This window comes from Grimontia sedimenti, from assembly GCF_011045095.1.
Classification (GTDB): Bacteria; Pseudomonadota; Gammaproteobacteria; order Enterobacterales; family Vibrionaceae; genus Enterovibrio; species Enterovibrio sedimenti.
The window spans coordinates 284,410-305,181 of sequence record NZ_JAALDL010000001.1 but is presented as its reverse complement, the minus strand read 5'-3'; the positions used below and the strand labels follow the sequence as shown (position 1 = coordinate 305,181).

Here is a 20,772-nt window from a genome sequence, read left to right as displayed (position 1 = left end):
TAGATGAAAATTCAATATTAATTCAACGAAAAGAATTTTACTTACTGTTAATAAAATTAATTACTCACAACCAACCAGAAAAATTAACAGCGATGCTATTTAAATAGACATCGCCGTCAATGATATCACAGGCTAATGGTTAATTTATTTCATCAACTCAGTTAAAAATGTTTGCTTATTTTGAGAAATATATTGAATATCTTTCTCGTAGGCTAAGTGGTGTCCATCTTCTAAGTTCTGTTGAAATGCCGCGTTCCCCTTCTCTGCTTCTTCTCGCATAAACGAAACCAAAGCCTGCAATCTTTCGATCATGGCATCAGGCAAATTACTTAACATACCTTTGGTCGCGCCATATGCTTTGCAGAACATGAGCGCTCGGGAGATCTGATCATCCAATGTCCCCATTTTATCGAATTCATGGGTCTTAAAAGGTGCCCAACAATAGACCGCATAGGCTAAATCCCAGACTCTCGGTGCAGGATGGGCGGTATCAAAATCAATCACGCCCACTGCTTCTTCCCCATTAAGAACGAGGTTGTATGGCGCGAAATCGCCGTGGCAAATCACTTCAGTTGGTTCGCGTACTGGAAACATCCAGGTTTCATTCCCTTCCAAACTATCGATATAAGAAGCTGACGCATCGTGCATTTGTCTCAGTAACTTTGCCGCACTTGTTAACGCCTGTTTTGATGCAATATTGCCTATAAGTGGAGAGTTATCAACCTGACCTTCAACAAAACTAACCGTTTCATGTTCATGGTCAAGCGCAATGGGTTTAGGACACTGATGAAAGCCTTGTCGATGAAGATGAGTCAATAAGCTATGAATTGTTCGGCTCGTTTTGTTAGCGGGACGAATAACGTGATTTCTCGTCCGATAAATGCCGTCTCGACCGCCAGAGAGTTTTTCCATATTTGGCTCCATGTTTGGCGATCAACGACGTATCAAAGGGTAAGCATGGGTGTAAACATAACAATAACAAAGCTCACCATGATGGATCGCGTCATCACCAGATAAAATTAAGCATAAAAACAAAGGCATAAATTTAAGGTGATTAGCAATTCAACATTGGCCGTCGCTCCATGAGTTAAGGGAAAGGATGAGGTATCAATACTAACGCATCAGACTTGCTATATCTTTGAACCGTATCGAGTTCGATAAAAATCAGCCATCAGTAAACCGATTGACTGCAAAGATCAGAACTTTCAACAGTATCGTATTAAAACTGAGAATGTGAGATTTTCAGGCGCTTTGCGCCGCTTTTTGAAGTCATTCATACAAAATATTGAGTAAATTAATATTGACTGTTTTTCAAACAGTGGTGTAAGTGTAAGTAATGAGATGTTAATGACTTGCATCTCATAGATACAAAATAGAAAACAACAAAGGTGACAAATAGCCGCGCGCCCGCACAGCAAAAATGAAAACGGGTAGCGCAAAGCTGAGAGGCAAAACAGTTATCTGGTCTGAGCGATAAGTCGCCCCAACAAGACCCATAGCGATAACTGGCGATGACTCTGTATGTCAACGTTCGTCCTGTATGGGCGGTACCAAAAGGAGCATGGGGCATGAGTGACGTTGTGCTTAATTTTACGCTTGATGAGTTCAGCGTCCGGCTGGCGAAAGTTCGTGCGGTCATGGAAAACCGTGAATTGGATTTACTTATCATTCACGACCCTTCAAACATGGCGTGGCTAACGGGTTACGACGGTTGGTCTTTTTACGTCCCTCAATGCGTCGTTATTGGCCATACTGGTGCACCACTGTGGTTTGGTAGGAATCAAGATGCCAATGGCGCTCGCCGCACTGTTTACATGAGCCGTGATAATGTTGTCGGTTATCCCGACCATTATGTGATGAACCCTCCCCTTCACCCAATGGAATACCTTGCCAACGCTGTGCTGTACGAAAAGCTTTGGGACAGAGGCCGTATCGGGGTGGAGAAAGACAACTATTACTTCAGTGCCACGGCCTACGAATCACTTCAGGAAAATCTCCCCAACGCCTCCTTTGCGGATGCAACAGGGCTGGTGAATTGGTGCCGCGCTGAAAAGTCGGACCAAGAACTCTATTACATGCGCGCTGCAGCGAGAATTGTCGAAAACATGCATCGCGTCGCTTACGACCTTATTGAACCCGGGTTACCAAAACACATTCTTGTCGCGGAAATCAATAAACATGCGGTGATGGGACATGATGGCCACTTTGGTGACTACTCTGCGATTGTGCCGCTTTTGCCTTCCGGTGTAGACGCATCAGCGCCCCATTTGACCTGGGATGACAGGCCATTCAAATCCGGTGAAGGCACCTTTATCGAAATGGCGGGGGTTCATCGCAGATACCATTGCCCGCTATCGCGTACCATCTACCTCGGAGAACCAGAAGACCATTTCAAGCGTGCTAATGATGCACTCAATGAAGGTTTGGAAGCTGGCATGGCGGTCGCGAGACCCGGTAATACCTGTGGTGATATCGCGGCAGCGCTGAATGCCACAATGGAAAAATACGGCTTTGACCGCGGAGGTTCCCGATGTGGTTACCCTATTGGACTCAGTTATCCACCTGATTGGGGCGAAAGAACCATGAGCCTGCGCCCAACCGATAGCACGGTATTGAAAGAAGGTATGACGTTCCATTTTATGCCGGGACTTTGGATGGACGACTGGGGAATGGAGACCACAGAAAGCATAGTGATCACAAAACACGGTGCTGAGACACTCTGTGATTTCCCGCGACAGCTATTCATTAAACATTGATTCAAAAAAATCGGGATGACCTGTTATGCCGAAACTTCCGCCCAGTTCAGTATCTGCCACTGTCGATTTTGATGCCGACGGCGTTCAGCATGGATTTCTGAAACTTCCCTATTCCCACAACGACTCGGCTTGGGGCGCGATAATGACCCCCATCACCGTCATTAAAAACGGAGATGGGCAAACAGCGCTTCTGACTGGCGGTAATCATGGGGATGAATACGAGGGAATCACCTCGTTGTTAAAACTCACCAGCAAACTCAAACCCAATCAAATACGGGGACGAGTCATCATCATCCCAATGATGAACGCGCCAGCGGTTCAAGCATCGGCGCGGGTTTCACCGATTGATAATGGCAATATGAACCGCGCCTTTCCCGGTCATCCCTATGGGGGAATGACTGAACGCATGGCGGATTATTTCACTCGTCATCTAATCCCCATGTGTGATACGGCATTAGATATTCATTCCGGTGGCAAAACATTAGACATCATCCCCTTTGCTGCAGCACATCGTTTAAAGAACAAAGCGCAGGAATTTCGCTGTATTGAGGGAGCACGTTTGTTTGGTGCGCCTTATACCTTCTACATGGAGGAAATGGACCCCACCAAGCTTTACGACACCGCTGTCGAATCCAAAGGCAAGGTGTTCGTTACCACCGAGCTTCGTGGCGGTGGCACCACCACACCCGACACCATCGCGATAGCAGATCGTGGTATCCACAATTTTCTCGTTTATAGCGGCATCTTGCAGAAAAACTATATCGATCCGCCAAGTGAGCCCGTCTCGCTGGAAATTCCAGACAAAGACGCATACCTACAAAGTGAACACAACGGCATTCTGGAAATGTGTGTAAGCCTGGGTGACGAGATCAAAGATGGCGACCTAATTGCACGTATTTACACCACCGAGCGAACAGGACAAACTCCCGCTTATTATCGCGCCACCACTGGAGGCATTCTGGCGGCCAGAAGGCACGCTTCGAACATCAGTATCGGCGATACTTTTGCGGTTATCGCCAAAACTGTCGAATAAAACTCGCTTCTACCCCGGTCCATATGCCACGCTTATAAGCGGTGGTTTTCTTTATTTTTCTGGGAGTAATGGATGAAGCTTGATCGATATGACATCAAAATTCTGCAAATCTTAACCAGAGATGGAAGGATCACGAAATCCAATCTCGCAGAATCCATTAACTTGTCGGTCAGCCCTTGCTGGGAACGTGTTAAACGCCTTGAAGAAGCGGGCATCATTGAAGGCTATGGTGCCAAAATCAATGCTGACCTCTTTGCCAAAAAAACGCCTGTGATGGTCGAGGTGACACTCGGCAAGCACCACGCAACCAGTTTCCAGCGTTTCGAACAAACCATGCAGGATTGCCCAGAAGTAGCGGATTGTTTCGCCACAGGCGGCGGCGTAGACTACATCATCCGTGTCATGGCAAAAGACATCGACCAGTACCAACGTCTGATTGATAGCTGGCTAATGTCAGATTTAGGCATAGAACGCTACTACACCTACATCGTTACCAAAACCATCAAACAGACACCACAATCACTCGATATCGACGAAAGTCTCGCTGAATAATGGCGAACATATTCCCTATTTTTCAGCCAATTAAAGCCGAAACAGAAAAAGCACTAAGTTTTCGGCTGAAAATCCGAAAAATCACCAACCTTAACCCTCCTCATACAGAAAACTCATTCCCAGATGCTGGCTTAAAGTTCTACTGAGAACATCATTTTGCTTTGGGAGGTCAACGTATGGCTGCATTGAATTTGCCCCATGATGGGAAAGCGACGGATGCCGTGCTCAACCACTTGCGTGACGCACGCCTGTTCCGTCAACTCGCCTACATCAACGGTAAGTGGGTAGCAGGTAACAAAGACATCGCAGTCACCAATCCAGCCGATGATGACGTGATTGGTTATGTCACAGCACTTCGAAAATCGCAGATAGATAGTGCTATTAATGCCGCAGACAAAGCGTTCAAGAAATGGCGCGCGCTATCCGCAGAACAACGTGCCACTAAGTTGATGGCTTGGCACGACTTGTTGCTCGATAGCCGTGAAGATCTCGCGCATTTGATGGTGCTGGAGCAAGGCAAAACCCTCGATGAAGCTCGCGGCGAAATTGACTACGGCGCGTCCTTTGTGAGTTGGTTTGCTGAGGAAGCCAAACGGGCATATGGCGAAACCATGCCTAGCCATATTCCTAACGCGCAACTGGCCACCCTGCGTGAACCTATTGGTGTTGCTGCCCTTATCACGCCATGGAATTTCCCCAATGCGATGATCACACGAAAGGCTGCGGCGGCAATCGCGATTGGTTGTACCGTGGTGGTGAAACCCGCAAACGAAACCCCTTTTTCTGCCCTCGCTTTGGCTGAATTGGCCGAGCGCGCAGGTATTCCAGCTGGCGTATTCAATGTCGTCACTGGCGATGCCCCAATGATCTCTGGAGTGCTTTGTGCGTCAGATAAGGTCAAAGCGCTCTCTTTTACCGGCTCAACAAGGGTTGGGAAGTTGCTGCTTCAACAAAGTGCAAACACAGTGAAAAAGTGTTCGATGGAGTTGGGCGGAAATGCTCCCTTCATAGTGCTGCCAGATATGGACATCAAGCAGGCAGCTAAAGCAGCGATTGATGCCAAGTTCCAAACCTCCGGGCAGGATTGTCTGGCGGCGAATCGCATCTATGTACCTCGCCAACATTACGATGCATTTATCGATGCTTTCGCCACCGAGATGCAAAAGCTGCGCGTGGGTAACGGCATGCAGAAAACCACGGACATTGGTCCTCTCATCAATGCTCAGGCAGCCGAGAAAGCTCAAATGCTGGTAGATGACGCACTCGCGAAAGGTGCGACCTTGATTGCCACGAGCCACAAGAAAGTGCCTGGAGAAAATTTCTTTAATCCAGTGCTACTCACCAACGTCACACCAGAGATGGCGGTATTCCGTGAGGAAAACTTCTGCCCGGTAGCGGGTGTGCTCGCCTATGACGATTTGGATGTCTTAATTGAGTCCGCGAATGACACTGAATACGGTCTGGCGGCTTATATCTATGGCCACGACATTCGCGACATCTGGAAGCTAATGCGAGGCCTTGAGTTCGGTATGGTCAGCGTCAATAGCGTCAAGATGACGGGACACCCTATTCCTTTCGGCGGGATGAAGCAATCCGGTCTTGGGCGCGAAGGCAGCCGCCACGGCTTCGATGAATACAGCGAAATTAAATACTACTGTCTGGGCGGTCTCGACACTGCCAGCGGATGCTAGAAGGAACTTCACTATGAACAATAAAATTGATACTAAAGCGCTGCTTGAGATTGACCGCCAGAACGTCTTTCATGCATCGACACACCTCAAACAATATGCGCACGGCGAGATGGCTGGCCGCATTATCACTAATGCCAAAGGCATTCGCATTCAGGATTCTGAAGGCGTTGAACTGATTGATGGGTTTGCTGGCCTGTATTGCGTCAACATTGGTTATGGGCGCGAGGAAATGGCCGAGGCGATTTATGAGCAGGCTAAAAAGCTCGCCTACTATCACACCTATGTTGGTCACACTAACGAGGCGTTGATTACCCTTTCTGAGCGAATTCTCAAAATGGCAGGCCAAGGCATGAGTAAAGTGTATTACGGCATGTCTGGTAGTGATGCGAACGAAACTCAGCTCAAACTAGTTTGGTACTACAACAATGCACGTGGGTTGCCAGAGAAAAAGAAAATCATCTCTCGAGACCGTGGCTATCATGGTTCGAGTATCGCGTCAGGTTCGTTGACTGGTCTTCCTCTGTTCCATGCACATTTTGATCTGCCGCTCGAGCGCATCAAACATACCCTCGCGCCCTATTATTATCGCCGTGAAGACGATGGTATGTCGGAGCGCGAATTCTCGAAGCATTGCGCTGACGAGCTGGAAAAAATGATCCTCGCTGAAGGCCCAGAGACTGTGGCAGCCATGATTGGTGAGCCTGTGTTAGGAACGGGTGGTATTGTTCCACCACCAGAAGGCTACTGGCAGGAAATCCGTAAAGTGCTGGATAAGTACGACATTCTGCTAATTTCGGACGAAGTGGTATGTGGCTTTGGTCGTCTGGGCGCAGATTTCGGTTCGATCATGTACGACATGAAACCGGATTTAATCACCGTCGCTAAAGGCCTGACATCCGCTTATCAACCACTTTCTGGTGTGATGGTTGGTGAACGTGTGTGGAAAGTGCTGGAGGATGGCACTGACCAATGGGGCGCGATTGGCCATGGTTACACCTACTCCGGCCATCCACTCGGCGCAGCGTCCGCACTGTGCAATCTCGATATTATCGAACGTGAAAACCTGACCGCCAATGCACGGGATACGGGTGCGTACTTCCAACAGCAAATGCAGGCGACGTTTGCTAACCATCCATTGGTGGGTGACAGCCGCGGCATTGGCTTGCTGCATGCACTAGAGTTTTCCAGCAACAAATACAAGCGCGAGCACTTTGACCCTAACCTCAAAGTTGGGCCACAAATCGCGGCGGCCTGCATGGAGCAAGGGCTGATTGCACGGGCAATGCCACATGGCGATATTCTGGGATTCGCGCCACCTTTGGTGGTCGACCGTGGGGACATTGATGAAATCGTCGCCCGCGCCAAGAAAGCCATTGATAAAGTCACCGACAACTTGGTGAATAATGGCAGTTGGAAAGCCGCATAAACGAAAAAAGCCCCTTTCGGGGCTTTTTCTTTATTACATACTACCCACTAAACCGCAGGAGCGAGTTCCGCCTCTTTCACTTTCTTCGGTGGCTTAATGCCGAACAGGATAGAGAACATCACGGGAACCACAATCAACGTCAGAATGGTTGCGAAGCCAAGGCCTGCCATAATGGTGATCGCCATCGAGCCGAAGAAGGCATCAAACATCAATGGAATCAAACCCAGAATGGTTGTCAGCGCTGCCATGCTCACTGGACGAACACGGCTTACCGCACTGTCTACAATCGCCTGATAAGGCTCTTTGCCCGAATCCAGCTCAAGGTTAATTTGGTCAAGCAGTACGATACCGTTTTTCAGGATCATTCCGCTCAGGCTCAACAGGCCAAGGAACGCAGTAAAGCTAAACGGCATGTTCCAAAGTAACAAACCAAACGCCACACCGATGATCGACAGCGGTACCGTAAACCAGATAACCAACGGCTTTTTCAGTGAATTGAACAGTAGCATGGTGATGACAAACATCAGCAAGTAACCCATCGGCAACGAGCCAAATAGCGAATCCTGCGCATCCTTAGATGACTCGTACTCACCACCCCAGCTAATCTCATATCCTGCTGGCAATTCCAGAGCCATCACTTGCGGTTGGATACGGCTCAACAGTGCTGCCGGCGTGTCCTCACTCAGAATGTCATGGTCTGCCAATACCGTCAGTGTGCGTTTGCGGTCACGACGCTTGATCAGTGGCTCTTCCCATGTCAGCTCAACACCATCAATGATTTGATCGATGGGCACATAAGCTTGCAGAGACGGACTCCAAATCGTCGCGTTCTGAATCGATTCGAAATCGACACGCTCATTCTCTGGCAGACGGCCAACAATCGGCAGAATGTCTGTACCATCTCGAAGCTGTCCAATCGCCGCACCACCAAATGTCATTTGAAGGGTATTCGACAAATCTTCTTTCGAGATACCTAGACGGCGTGCCTTGGACTCGTTAAACACGGGCACCAGCTCTTTGGTGCGCTCACGCCAATCATGGCGAATGTTTCTCGCACCCGGATCGGTATGAAGAATGTCTTCCACCTGTACTGCGATTTCACGCAATACCTGCGGATCTGCACCCGTGATACGGGCTTCTATCTTGGAAGCCGGAGACGGTCCGAATTCAATTAACTTGAACTGGAATGTTGGTGTATCAAATTCCCGTGGAAGCTCTGCATTGAGTTGGCGCAATACCACGAACATGTTTTCCCGGTCCGTCGCACGGATCTGGATCTGTGCATAGGCTTCATAGCTTTGTTCTGGCTGATAAGTCAGCGCAAAACGCTGCAAACCCTGACCCACTGAAGACGACACAAAATCAATGTGGTCTTGTTTGCGAACGTAATCCTCAACCTTCTTGGTTTCTTCAATTGTCTTGCGGATATCTGTGCCTTCCGGCATCCAAAGATCGACGTAGAACATTGGCGTATTTGACGGCGGGAAGAACTGTTGTTTTACCATGCCAAACGCCATCACCGCAGCAACCAACAAGGCGATCATGCCTGCCACTGTCAGCCAGCGGAATCGCATCGCCAGCTTCAGCGACCAACCAAACAGGGTGAACAGCCAACCTTTATACGGGTCAACATCTTCGCTTGCTGCGTCTTCTTCTTTGAGCAACAGATTCGCAAGGAAAGGCGTGATAGTCAGCGCCGTTACCCAGCTCAGGAACAGTGAATAACACAGTACCCAGAATAGCGAGCCCATGAACTCACCGGTCGCGTCTTCCGAAAGACCAATCGGTGCAAAAGCCGTAATCGCAATCACGGTTGCGCCAAGCAAAGGCCATTGGGTCTGCTTAACAATGTCGGCCGCCGCCTGCACACGGGTACGCCCTTTCTTCAGACCAACCAGTATGCCTTCGACCACCACGATGGCGTTATCCACCAGCATACCGAGAGCAATGATCAACGCGCCCAGTGAGATGCGGTGAAGCTCAATTTCGTTATAATCCATCAGGATGAAGGTACCGAACACAGTCAACAGCAGCACAAGGCCGATGATGATCCCGCTTCGCATCCCCATGGCGAACAGCAGCACGATGATAACAATCGCCACCGCCTGCCCCAGACTCACTACAAAGTCCTGAACCGAGGCATCAACTTCTGCCGCTTGGTTATAGAAGTGGTTCAATTCGATACCAACAGGTTTGAGCGACTCCAGACGTTCAAGCTCTGCATCCAGTCTTTGCCCTACTTCCACCACGTTCACACCAGAGGCAAAAGAAATACCGATGTTGATCGCTGGCTTACCGTTGAAGCTGATGACATTGCCCGGCTTTTCCTGAATGCCACGCGACACTGTCGCTACATCTTTCAGGCGAATCAAATTGCCCGTGTCACGGCCGTGAATAATCAGGTTTTCCAGCGCTTCTACTGAGGTCAAAGTACCACTTGGTCGAATCACCAGACTTTCACCATTCACCATGACTTCACCGGAAGAGACGACATTGTTCTGGCGATTGAGCAGAGACGAAACCGTGGTCATATCCAAATCCAGAGCAGCAAGTCGGTCGAGGGAAATCTCAACAAACAGCATCTCTTGCTGGTCGCCCGCGATCGATACCTTGCCCACGCCCTCGACCAGTTCAAGGTCTCGGGCCAGATAATCGGCATAGCGCTTTAGCTCAACATAATCGTACCCATCGCCGGAGAGCATCAGCATCACGCCGAAAACATCACCAAAGTCATCGATGATAGAGAGTGAATTCACGCCGCTCGGAAGAGAGGGTTGAAGATCGTTAATCTTACGGCGCATTTCATCCCAAATCTGCGGGAGTTCATCCGGGCCGTAATCCATCTTCATCGACACCATCAACTGCGACATACCGCTTGAGGATGTGGACGTAATTTTGTCGATATAAGGCAAACGACGGATCTCTTTTTCAAGCGGATAAGTCAGTTCTTCTTCGACTTCTTTTGGTGTCGCCCCCGGATAAGTTGCCACTACCATGGCATCTTTAATCGTAAACGCAGGGTCTTCGAGTCGTCCCAAATCAAGGAAAGAGAACACACCTCCAACTGCGAGGATGATGATGAAAAGCCAGCTGATGACTTTGTTTTTTATCGAATATTCAGCGATGTTCATCCGTTACTTTTCTCCGTCGCCTCAACCTTTTTTCCCTCACGCAGTTTGCGCAGGTTTGAGTTCACCAGAATGTCTCCCTCAGAAATACCAGACGCGACAATGGCGCCGTCGCCTGTTACTTCTGTAACTGCCACTTCAATGCGGTTAACTTGATCGTCTTTGAGCTTCCAGACATAGAAACGGCCTTTTTCGTCTCCGGCTTGAAGTACCGTCATTGGCACTTTGTAGCCATCAACGGCCAAGATACCGGCCTGCACCATATCGACAGAAACCGTTGCTGTGGTACCCGGTAAAATCTCCGGTGAAACCTGTGCCATGGAAAGCCACATTTCGTAACTGCCCGTTTGCTCGTTCGGTTCACTGGTGTGTTCGAGGTAACCCATTTGATAATCACCATCGATGCCGGAGAAGGTTACCTGCGGTGTGTAAGGAATGCGTTCACCCGTTGGGTTGATCATCGATAGCAGATTGTCAGAAAGCTCAATCTGCACATAAACCTTGTCGTCCTGATACAGGTTCACCACTGGCTCACCTGCCTGAACTCGCTCAAAACGCTCTTTAGGCACATCAGAAACCGTGCCTGTGAATGGCGCTTTGAGTTCAGTGTATTTCAACTGATTTTGCGCTAAAGCAAACTGGGCTCGGGCTAATTGCGCATTGGCTTGAAGCTCATCCAGTTCCGCTTCTGAAATCATTTCGTTTGAACGTAAACCACGTCCACGCTCAAGCTGTCGGGAAGCCAGGGTATATCGCGCTTTCGCATCGTTGTAAGTTTGACGGACGGCGTTGTCGTCGAGACGTGCAATCAACTGACCCGCTTCTACATGGTCGCCGGCTTTAACATAAACTTCGCGAAGTTCACCTGTGCTTCGAAACGCGATAGGCGTTTTTCCGCAGGCACTACTTCACCTTTAAAGGTGCGGAATTGGTTCTTCACGGGAGCATCAACCTGTACGGTCGACACATATAGAGGTGACGCCGTCACGTTCTGTTCTTCGGTCTGACAGCCAGTCAGCATTAACGCGCCAATCACTGCGGCAGTGAGTGCTTTTACTTTCATCAAATCCCTTCCTCACGTTCCCATGCTTTCACTTCCTGACCTTCATGAAGCGTTTCTACACCAGCGACAACCACCAGGTCATTTTCATCCAGACCAGAAAGAATCTTGCCTTGTGGTGTCAGAGAAACGGCCGCTTTTGCGACGCGATGGGTAGATGGATTCATCACCCAAACCATTCCTTCGTTGTCATTTCGGCTGACCCATGCACTTTCAGGCAACGAAAGTTGCAAACCTGCCTCTGAACGCGCGATGTGCACCTGCCCTGTCATACCGCTAAGCAAGTTACGGTGTTCTGGACGAACAACAGTCATGGTCGCTTGATAGGTGTTGGTATCGGTGTTTGGCTGGGTCGAGATTTCTTTGAATACGCCCGGAATTTTTGCGTTGGGTTCGCTATCCAAAGAGAGCCACATGGTTTGAGCTGGCAGATTGGCAATTCCCATTTTCTCCACAAAGCTCACTGGCATAGTGAAAGACACATCCAGCTTTGCATTGTCGATAATGTTCAGGATTTGCTGTTTTGCTGCGACCACTTGGTTCGGTTTGACGAAGGTGTAGGAAACGACACCATCAAACGGAGCCACCAGCTGGGTGTACCCCAACTCTGTTCTGGCTTGCTCGTAACGGGCGCGTTCAGCTTTGTAGTTGGTTTCAGACTGCTCATAAACATCAGTACTCACCAGCTTCTTCGCATAAAGACGCTGCGATCGCTCCCATTGGGTGCGCGCCAGTGAATAGCTGGCTTTCGCTGAATCCAGAGATAAAGTCAGATCACTATCATCCAGCGTCGCAAGCACATCACCTTTGGCAACGCGTTGCCCCATTCGCACATTCAGTTGCTGGACTTCACCACCAACCTGAAAAGAAAGCTGGGCACGGTTTGTCGCATCAATTTCAGCCAAGAAATTGTCCGTGCTTGATAGTACATAATCTTCCACTGCCAGAAGCTTTACTGGCTTCACTGGCATTGGTTCCGACGTTTCAGAGACGGCTTCATTACATCCTGACAACAAGCCCACCATGACAAACAGGGCGAGGACATTTCCGAGGGTGCGTTTCATTCTTTGATATCGCACAACACTCACTCCATAGGTTTATATTACACACCTGTGCAGTATAAGACCGAATGAGAACAGATCAATATGTTTTCCACGTGTATAATAAAATAGTTGGAGTGCTGGCGCTGAATCTGATAAATATGCATTTGGTTAACTGAGGGTAAGACAGGCAGTTATGCAGGAAAGAAAGCAAGGCCGTCGCAGTGCGGAAGCAGCAGAACAGACGAAATGTGATATTCTCCATGCGGCGGCAGACATGTTTGCTGAGCAGGGTTTTGAGCGTGTATCGCTGAGGAGTATCAGCGATAAAGCGGGTGTTTCCCATAGTCTGATCCGCCACCACTTCGGCAGCAAAGAGCAGATCTGGCAAGCGATCAGCGATGGCATGGACGACTTCATGCAACGCTACATTGCCGCAATCCTTGAGTACCTTCCTGAGTCATACACTAGCGCTCAACGCGTCTATCATTTCCTGTCTTACATGAGTGCATTTACGCTGGTTCACCCTCGCCCTATCCAGTTTATAGCTGACGCTGTCCGACAGGATGATGATGCTTTATTGCGTTACTTCCTTCGCTCCAAAGATGAGTTTTCTGCGGCTTTCTCTTCGCTGTTTGACGAATACAACCGTGACAATCCCGAAAAGCCTGTCGATATGTGGGAAACGAAATGGCAAATGCTGCAAACCGTCCATGCCGCGACCAGTTTGCGACCGATGATGGCGGAAACCTGGCCAGAGTGTGAAGGTGACCATGACAAGCTATTGCTGAAGCACTGGTCTCTCTACAACCGGATAATCGCGATACAGCTTGATATTAGTGCCGATGAGATGATCAAAGTAGACACCCTCGACTCACTGCTTTTCGACGTGCCATGCCACGTTTAAACTTAAATCGCGTTGGTCATCCATAGGACAATAACCTGTTCGAGGTGAGCCAGCAGCCAAACAAAAACCCGGCGGAAGCCGGGTTTTTGTTTGCAGTTCATTTTAGAGCACATAGAGTTTAGAACAATCGAAATCTAAACCGTACTTTGTACTTAGCCCCAGCTAACACTTTTGCTCTAGAACTTCCTGATAGCGGGTTCAAAAACCTACCATTTCCCCCATCAGCGTATTCGTAAGGTGCAGCAAGTGGTAAAACAGGCGCCTATTAATCCATCATGATAATTTCTGCAGAGCGATGGCTTATGCAAAAAATGCATCTCTATGGATTTAACGCATTAAAATTTTGATCTCTGTATCCAGCCCCTCTAACCCGGGGCTTTTTTTACGCCCGGGCATATCGTTCCGAGTAATCAAAGAAGTCACTCGCTCCCATTGAGCGCGCGAAGTACCAGCCTTGTACTTTGACATCATGCTTCTTAGCGACATAATTGTACTGCTCTTGGGTCTCCACTCCTTCAACAATGATCTTCATGCCCAGCTCATGAGCAATCGCTATCAGTCCGTTGAACACTTTTTTGCCCTTTTCGTCTGCTAGTGCGCGGACAAAACTCTGGTCAATTTTAAGCGCATCAATGTCAAAACGGTTCAGGTAACTCAACGAGCTATAACCCGTACCAAAATCATCGATGTGGACTGACGCCCCCACCTTATGCAAACGGCGGATAGAATCACCCACCGTTTTTTCGTTCCCCAACAAAGCGCCTTCGGTGATCTCAAAGTGAATCAAGCCCGGTATGCTACTTATGGTGGTCACGATCCTATCCATACGATGTTGATCACTCAGGGTATCGGCAGTGATATTCACACTGATAGGAATTTCCAATCCTTGAGCCATCCACTGCTGACACTGCTCAACACACTTATCGACCACCCACATGTCGATATCACTCATCATCCGGGCTTTTTCAAACACAGGCAGAAAATCTCCAGGCAGCTCGACATTGCCTTGCTGATCTTTCACCCGAATCAAGGCTTCAACACCCACAACCCTGCGGGTTTCACAGCTGATCTGGGGTTGGAACTCCAGGAAGAACTCGCGATGGGAAAATGACTCCATGTGAAGCTGGGTCACTTCAATCTCGCGCAGACGCAACAGAGACTCGCGTACCGGGTCGTATGACAGTACATAAGCCTCCTCTTCCTTACGGGTGTATGTGGTATCAAGCGATGGAAGATAAACGTTTTGCTTACTCGCTTGCTCATCCACCATTTTCAGGAATGGCAGATACACAAAGATGTTCATCACAACAATCGCTATCTGGAAGATCACTGCAGCGATATCTCCCCCTGTCGCGATATAAGCATTGATCACGACAGGGCTGGTTAGCGGTGCCAACGTATATGGAATAGTGACAAGTCCACTATTCAATACCAGAACAGCAACCCAAACATTGATTAAAGGTGTGAGCAAAAATGGTAGGAATAAACGCAAGTTAAAGATGATAGGCAAGCCAAAGAGAAGTAACTCATTAATGTTGAACAGTCCAAGAGGAATACTTGTTAAAGCTATCAACCGCATCTTAGTACTCTTGGAAAACATCAATACCGCAAATGAAAGTCCAAGTGTTGAACCCGCACCACCCACAAATACAAACAGCGCCATGGTAGAAAGGTTCATCACATTCGGAGCTTCGCCGCCGGCCATCACGGTTGTGCGGTTAATTTCGAGCGCATGCACTAAAGGTTCAACCAGTGGGGTTAACGCATAGTAGCCATGGATCCCCAAGAACCAGAGCATGGAATTCAGAGAAGCGAAGATAGCCCCGGATTCAATCGGTGCGTTCTCAAAATCCGTGTTATGGAGCGTCTGCAGCATGATTCCCACATCGAACAGGTGATAAACCCAGGAAAGCCCCATTGCTACCACTGCAACAATTCCAGCGACAATCACGCCAGGTAACATCATATTCATGGAGTCTTTGACCGGTTTCCCAGCAATTTCACTGCTTAGAATCCTTGTCCAACGAAAGCGCTTAATCTTCGAAAGTAACGGTACGGCATAAAGGGGTAAGGTCAAGCCGACGAAAAGCAGCAGGGTATCAACGGCTTTGTCCTCACTCCCCATCACCTGTGCGGTTACAGCCACATATGCCATGTTCAAGATGACGACAGGCGGTCTGGGGAGACGCCAATAAATGGCGAACATTGAGCTTATTGAAGCAGCAAAAAAGTAGGGGTAAAGCCCCACCAACATGTCGATAAGTTGTGTGAGATTTTCCTGTAGGGTGGGAACGTAAAAACCAAAGAAGTCGAGAAGGCTGGAAGTGAATACCAAGGTATTAGAGAGGATCAAACACGGGACCAGCCAGAGCATCCCATCGCGTACTGCCCTCAATGGGCTCCATAAACCTTCGACAGTTCTTGATAATAACTTGGTGAATAGATGTTGCATTGAGTTGTTATTCTTCATCGCGTATACACCAACACATAGAGTAATACGATGCTCGGTTTTTTCCGGGCAATCTGCTCATTGACTCTAAAGCTAGCTGAACGACATTGCTTGCAGTGCAACATTCTTAGGAGCCCGGGTGATAAAGCTATACGACAATATGAAAAAAGAAAAATAGACATCGATGAATAGTTTAAGAGACTACCCCAACCTCGCAAAAGTGATACAAAATTTAAGCCTTGTACAAGTTTTTGTGGTTTTTCCCTCAGCCAAAACTCATGCCTGTGAACCCAATGTGTAAATCCTGCTCCACACCGCAACGCTCTCCAATGTCCCAATTAATCTCGACTTTCACACCTGATTTCCGCATCTTGTGCCCTGTTTTTCGCTGCGCTTTCTTTTTGGCAGCGACCCAAGGAAGGAATCTACATCATGGATAAGGAACATAGTCTGAGAGAAAACCTGTTGGCATTGTTGCTCGGCAGTGCGCTGGTTTCTCTTGGTGTTATTTTTTTCAACAAAGTCGGCTTATTGACTGGTGGTACAGCAGGGCTTGCCATTTTCCTGACTAAGGTCAGTACCTTTAGCTTCGGCCAAATATTCTTCGCTCTGAACCTGCCGTTTTACATTTTGTCTGTCATGCGTATGGGCTGGCGATTCACCCTCAATACCTTCATTGCAGTCACTATTGTTTCAGTCGCCGTAGATCATCTACACCATGTGATTGAGATTGCCCGCATTGATCCTGTTTATGCTTCCATTCTCGGCGGTGGGTTGATTGGTATCGGGATGCTAGTCATCTTCCGCCACAAGATGAGCCTGGGAGGGTTCAATATTCTCGCCCTGTATTTACAGGAACGTTTTGGTATCCGCGCTGGAAAAGTTCAGATGGCTCTGGACTGCAGCATTGTCGTGATGTCTTTGTTTATCGTTGATTTCTGGCTGATTGCTCTGTCTGTTGTTGGCGCCATTTCTACCAATCTGATATTGGCAATGAACCATAAACCAGGCCGTTATCAGCCTAAACCGCAAACTGCATAAACAGTCGCTGATAGAAAGAAGAAAGCCGCCAAACTTGGCGGCTTTCTTCTTTCTGTGCGGTTAATAAAAACTGATAGGAAGATAGAAATCGAGTTCGAACCGTTCATCTTCGTTAAGAAAATGATTGTTATGATAATGAACATATGCAGGTGTCGAGTTCAGTTTGAACCCAGACGCTGGAAGCCATTGTTCCAACACCTTACTGATTTGTGGCAGCAACTCTCCATAAACGCCCGTTAGCCTGAATACCGCATGTAATCCTCCCGGAATCACCAATTGATTCACCACCCCACGCACTTTGATGGGTTTATCAATGGCAATGCAGGCGACATAGCGGCATTTATCCAGTTCAACCCAAGCGGGATTGGAGTGATGCAAACCAAACTGAATAGTGTCATCCCGCCCTTCTGCGTTCGCCCAAGCTCTCATCACCCGCCAAGCATTCTTGATGGAGCGGTTATAACCAACATGGCGAACATATGCCGCGAAACGTTCTGGCACTTCGACGATTTTAGGTTCAGGAAGTTGTCGGGTAGATACTCTGTGATAACCCGCCGCCACTTCCGGGTCTCGTAAGTAAGGCTTTTCGTCCCCTTCCAACTCATGCCTTCTCCACTCTCCCGGTGCGACATGAAAAGTCGCTTTGAACGCACGACTGAAAGAAGACACTGAGTTGAATCCACACTTATTGGCAATCTCCAACACTGACGATCCTGCATCAAACATCAATTGATTTGCCGCATACTCCATGCGGGTTCTCCGGATGTACTGATGAATTGATTCACCCACCACACTCTTAAAAATACGATGAAAGTGCTGCTCTGAATACGCGGCCACATCAGCCAGTTCTTTTGCAGGTAAGTCACGGCTAATATCTTTGTGAATGTAATAGAGCACATCATTGATGCGTGAAATATGCTGTTGGCTCATTAATGGAAATAGCATAAATGGACATGTTTAAGAGCATAAACAGACATACGAAAACAATCAACGAGGAGTAATATGATTCAATCCCCCTAAATGGGGCCAATAATAAAAACTCAATCAGGTGCAAACATGGAAATCGCTAAGTCTCTTCAACAGACCCCGTCTTCGTACATTCGTGAAATTCTTGCTGCGGCATCAGATAAGAACGTTATTTCACTGGCAGGTGGTTTGCCTGATGAAAAGACATTTCCCATTGATCTGATGAAGCCAACACTCGAAACTCTTTCTGAGATGCCAGAAGTCTTTCAATACGGTGCTACCGCGGGTTATACGCCGCTATTGAACTTCCTGACTGATTACTTCCAACTGCCAGATACTCATATTGCGATGGCTTGCACTGGTTCTCAACAAGGGCTTGACCTGATTGCCCGTGCTTACGTGAACCCTGGCGATAAAGTGGTGATGGAAGCCCCTAGCTATCTGGGTGCAATGCAGGTATTTGGACTGGTTCAGGCAGATATCGTGACGGTTCCGCAAACCGAGTTCGGCCCTGATATCGAAGCCTTGCGCACTGTGTTCTATGAGCAGTCACCAAAAATGTTCTACGCGGTGCCAGATTTCCACAACCCAACGGGTGTGTGCTGGTCGCTGGAAACCCGTAAACAGGTTGCTGCACTCTGTGAGCAATATAATGTGGCACTGATTGAAGATGCCCCTTACCGCGAATTGCGTTTTTCAGGCGAAGCGATTCCACTGGTTTCTGATTTCTGTCCGCAGCACTCTATCGTGCTCCGCTCTTTCTCGAAAATTGCGTCGCCTGGTCTACGCGTGGGGATCGTTAGCGGCAAACGCAGCTACCTGGAACCCCTTATCAAAATCAAACAAGGTGCAGATCTGCACTCAAGCGTGCCAATGCAGGCGCTTTTGCTGGGTCTACTAAAGCACGACAACTTTGACTACCACATTGATACTATTCGTACGCTTTACAAATCGCGCTACGAGACATTGTATTCAGAATTGCAAGATAAGTTGCCGGAAGGTTGTGAAATTAAGCCAGTCGATGGTGGTATGTTTGTTTGGGTCACCCTGCCAAGCTGTGACACCTTCAAATTGGCGAAAGAGCTGCTGAAAGATGGCGTTGCTGTGGTTCCAAGCCCAGTTTTCTATCCGCAACCTGAAGCTGCAAAAGCGGCGCTTCGCCTGAACTTCACTAACGCGACACCAACAGAATTAGCTGAAGCGGTAAGTCGCTTAGCAAGCGGGCTAGCCAAAGCAATTTGATCGTCATAACTTAGCTGCAAAAAATAGAAAAGCCTGAACCCTTTCTAGGGGCTGTTGACCTTTGGTGGTTAAATTTTGTTCTCGCTATAAGCGTTTTAGGCGCGGCGAGGTGTGTGTAGCCTAGTCATTCTAAGCAAATACACCTCAACAAAGCATAAAACGCTTAGAGTACGGGACGCGCAGTCGAACCCTTCGGGCAGCGTTTGTGGGGAATTTCTGCTGCGTTATCGGCTTCTCATGTAGGCCAGCTACACATCGAAGCCTCTGCCTTGCATAAAATCCCCACAAACTGCTGCAAAAATCATCACCAAAGGTCAACAGCCCCTGGATTCAGGCTTTTCTGAGCCAACCAACGTACATTTGATTGCACTACTTTTTCTTCTTCACTTTTCCCTGAACCGCTTTGAAACGCGGATTGGATTTGCAAATCACATAGAGACGTCCGCGGCGTTTCACCACCTGACAATCTTTGCTTCGGTTCTTTGCACTTTTCAGTGAACTCAATACTTGCATCGTTTACTTCCCTGCTTTCAGATTCTTGCCACCAAAGCGTTGATTGAATCGCGCCACGCGACCATCTTGCTTCGCCATTTTTGCTTACCGGTATAGAAAGGATGCGAATGCGATGAAACATCCAGCGTCACATAGGGATAGGTTTTGCCATCCAATTCCACCGTGCGTTTGGTTTGCACTGTCGAACCGACAAGAATGTATTCGTTTGCGCCTGTGTCGTGGAACGCCACAGTTCTGTATTCCGGATGGATACCTGGTTTCATGATAATGCCCTCCAACTCATGATTGCTACGTTATAACATAACATTTAAATTCATTGAGTCAAATACTAATCATTATCATTTGCAAAAAGAATGGTGCATGTGTTTTCAGAGAGGTACGCAAAAACGAGGATAAAAAAGGCCGCGATGAGTATCCGCAGCCTTTTAAAACTCCTCTGAAGAAAGACCGAATTACGGCGTTTCAGACGCTTCGATTTCGCTGTTTACTTCGACTTCAACAGCTTCTAAATCAGCCATCGTATCCTCGATAGCAGCGGCATTTTCACATGCGTAGGCATTACCGAACATGGTTACTGAAGAAGAGAAACCAAATGGCTGATACAAGTACAAGACGTTCGCGCCTTTGTCTGCCGCTTTAATACGCATTTGATTTAGGGTTCCCCAAACCATGTCTTTGTCAGCATGCAGCCAATAGTCGTAAAAATGGCCTTCAGAGCCGATCACTGTGCCTTTGTGTTCACATCCCTGAATGGCATTTACATCGTCCCAGATGACTTTAACTTGTTCAGATTGTGGCGTTGGGAACGTTACACAACCTGAAAGCAGTGTCGCTGAAACCAGCGCCACACTCAGCATTACCTTTTTCATTCAGAATGAATCTCTCAAAGTTCAAGGGCGCGGAGTGTATCGCCCAACGAACCAAAAGCAAACAAAAAAAGCAGGCTTTAATTGCCCGCTTTTTCAACA

Annotated in this window: 15 protein-coding genes and 2 pseudogenes; 8 read left to right on the top strand and 9 right to left on the bottom strand. The window is 48.1% G+C overall.

The window, feature by feature from the left end:
- Nucleotides 1–144 precede the first annotated feature (144 nt).
- The gene (locus G5S52_RS01365) at nucleotides 145–912 is read right to left on the bottom strand and encodes a phosphotransferase enzyme family protein (protein ID WP_165011467.1); all 768 of its coding nucleotides are present in this window, start codon (nucleotides 910–912) and stop codon (nucleotides 145–147) included.
- 656 nt (nucleotides 913–1,568) lie between these two features.
- Here G5S52_RS01365 and doeA point away from each other — a divergent pair.
- The 5 genes from doeA (at nucleotide 1,569) to G5S52_RS01340 (ending at nucleotide 7,458) form a co-directional block, all read left to right on the top strand.
- Nucleotides 1,569–2,756 (top strand): ectoine hydrolase DoeA, encoded by a 1,188-nt coding sequence (doeA, locus tag G5S52_RS01360; RefSeq protein ID WP_165011466.1) that lies wholly within the window; start codon nucleotides 1,569–1,571, stop codon nucleotides 2,754–2,756.
- A gap of 25 nt (nucleotides 2,757–2,781) precedes the next feature.
- Entirely contained in the window at nucleotides 2,782–3,789 is a 1,008-nt protein-coding gene (gene doeB / locus G5S52_RS01355) for a N(2)-acetyl-L-2,4-diaminobutanoate deacetylase DoeB (protein WP_165011465.1), read from the top strand.
- Nucleotides 3,790–3,861: 72 nt separating this feature from the next.
- Nucleotides 3,862–4,341, top strand: a complete 480-nt coding sequence (locus G5S52_RS01350; protein WP_165011464.1) for an Lrp/AsnC family transcriptional regulator — start codon at nucleotides 3,862–3,864, stop codon at nucleotides 4,339–4,341.
- A gap of 176 nt (nucleotides 4,342–4,517) precedes the next feature.
- The gene (locus tag G5S52_RS01345; RefSeq protein ID WP_165011463.1) at nucleotides 4,518–6,032 is read left to right on the top strand and encodes an NAD-dependent succinate-semialdehyde dehydrogenase; all 1,515 of its coding nucleotides are present in this window, start codon (nucleotides 4,518–4,520) and stop codon (nucleotides 6,030–6,032) included.
- Nucleotides 6,033–6,045: 13 nt separating this feature from the next.
- A complete protein-coding gene (locus tag G5S52_RS01340) occupies nucleotides 6,046–7,458 on the top strand; it encodes an aspartate aminotransferase family protein (protein ID WP_165011462.1) in 1,413 nt (470 codons plus the stop codon).
- Between the two features lie 47 nt (nucleotides 7,459–7,505).
- Here G5S52_RS01340 and G5S52_RS01335 read toward each other — a convergent pair whose 3' ends face one another.
- From G5S52_RS01335 to G5S52_RS01325, 3 genes and pseudogenes are all read right to left on the bottom strand, one after another.
- Nucleotides 7,506–10,589 carry an efflux RND transporter permease subunit gene (locus G5S52_RS01335; RefSeq protein WP_165011461.1) on the bottom strand — a complete coding sequence of 1,028 codons (3,084 nt, stop codon included), beginning with the start codon at nucleotides 10,587–10,589 and terminating at the stop codon, nucleotides 7,506–7,508.
- A pseudogene (locus G5S52_RS01330) lies at nucleotides 10,586–11,649 on the bottom strand (efflux RND transporter periplasmic adaptor subunit). The gene G5S52_RS01335 and the pseudogene G5S52_RS01330 overlap by 4 nt, the downstream one beginning before the upstream one ends.
- On the bottom strand, nucleotides 11,649–12,725 hold the full coding sequence (locus G5S52_RS01325; RefSeq protein ID WP_165011460.1) for an efflux RND transporter periplasmic adaptor subunit: 1,077 nt from the start codon (nucleotides 12,723–12,725) through the stop codon (nucleotides 11,649–11,651). The pseudogene G5S52_RS01330 and the gene G5S52_RS01325 overlap by 1 nt, the downstream one beginning before the upstream one ends.
- Before the next feature lie 157 nt (nucleotides 12,726–12,882).
- Between G5S52_RS01325 and G5S52_RS01320 the strand changes: the two genes are divergently transcribed.
- Complete coding sequence (locus G5S52_RS01320; RefSeq protein ID WP_165011459.1) at nucleotides 12,883–13,593, top strand: TetR/AcrR family transcriptional regulator; 711 nt, start codon at nucleotides 12,883–12,885, stop codon at nucleotides 13,591–13,593.
- A 382-nt stretch (nucleotides 13,594–13,975) separates the two neighbouring features.
- Here G5S52_RS01320 and G5S52_RS01315 read toward each other — a convergent pair whose 3' ends face one another.
- The gene (locus tag G5S52_RS01315) at nucleotides 13,976–15,988 is read right to left on the bottom strand and encodes an EAL domain-containing protein (RefSeq protein ID WP_235956037.1); all 2,013 of its coding nucleotides are present in this window, start codon (nucleotides 15,986–15,988) and stop codon (nucleotides 13,976–13,978) included.
- 486 nt (nucleotides 15,989–16,474) lie between these two features.
- Here G5S52_RS01315 and G5S52_RS01310 point away from each other — a divergent pair, with 486 nt between their 5' ends.
- Nucleotides 16,475–17,083 carry a DUF6198 family protein gene (locus G5S52_RS01310; protein ID WP_165011457.1) on the top strand — a complete coding sequence of 203 codons (609 nt, stop codon included), beginning with the start codon at nucleotides 16,475–16,477 and terminating at the stop codon, nucleotides 17,081–17,083.
- 60 nt (nucleotides 17,084–17,143) lie between these two features.
- Here G5S52_RS01310 and G5S52_RS01305 read toward each other — a convergent pair whose 3' ends face one another.
- On the bottom strand, nucleotides 17,144–18,013 hold the full coding sequence (locus G5S52_RS01305) for an AraC family transcriptional regulator (protein ID WP_205743730.1): 870 nt from the start codon (nucleotides 18,011–18,013) through the stop codon (nucleotides 17,144–17,146).
- A 126-nt stretch (nucleotides 18,014–18,139) separates the two neighbouring features.
- On the opposite strand from G5S52_RS01305, the gene G5S52_RS01300 reads away from it, so the two are divergent.
- Nucleotides 18,140–19,291, top strand: coding sequence for an aminotransferase-like domain-containing protein (locus G5S52_RS01300; RefSeq protein ID WP_062664036.1), 1,152 nt, complete (start codon nucleotides 18,140–18,142; stop codon nucleotides 19,289–19,291).
- A 369-nt stretch (nucleotides 19,292–19,660) separates the two neighbouring features.
- Here the strand turns inward: G5S52_RS01300 and ykgO are convergent, their stop codons facing one another.
- The 3 genes and pseudogenes from ykgO to G5S52_RS01285 all read right to left on the bottom strand — a co-directional run bounded on the left by ykgO (nucleotide 19,661) and on the right by G5S52_RS01285 (nucleotide 20,673).
- Nucleotides 19,661–19,804 carry a type B 50S ribosomal protein L36 gene (ykgO, locus tag G5S52_RS01295; protein ID WP_002542461.1) on the bottom strand — a complete coding sequence of 48 codons (144 nt, stop codon included), beginning with the start codon at nucleotides 19,802–19,804 and terminating at the stop codon, nucleotides 19,661–19,663.
- A 3-nt stretch (nucleotides 19,805–19,807) separates the two neighbouring features.
- Nucleotides 19,808–20,067 (bottom strand): annotated as a pseudogene (locus tag G5S52_RS01290) (type B 50S ribosomal protein L31).
- Nucleotides 20,068–20,256: 189 nt separating this feature from the next.
- A complete protein-coding gene (locus tag G5S52_RS01285; RefSeq protein ID WP_165011455.1) occupies nucleotides 20,257–20,673 on the bottom strand; it encodes a DUF4156 domain-containing protein in 417 nt (138 codons plus the stop codon).
- Between the last annotated feature and the right edge of the window lie 99 nt (nucleotides 20,674–20,772).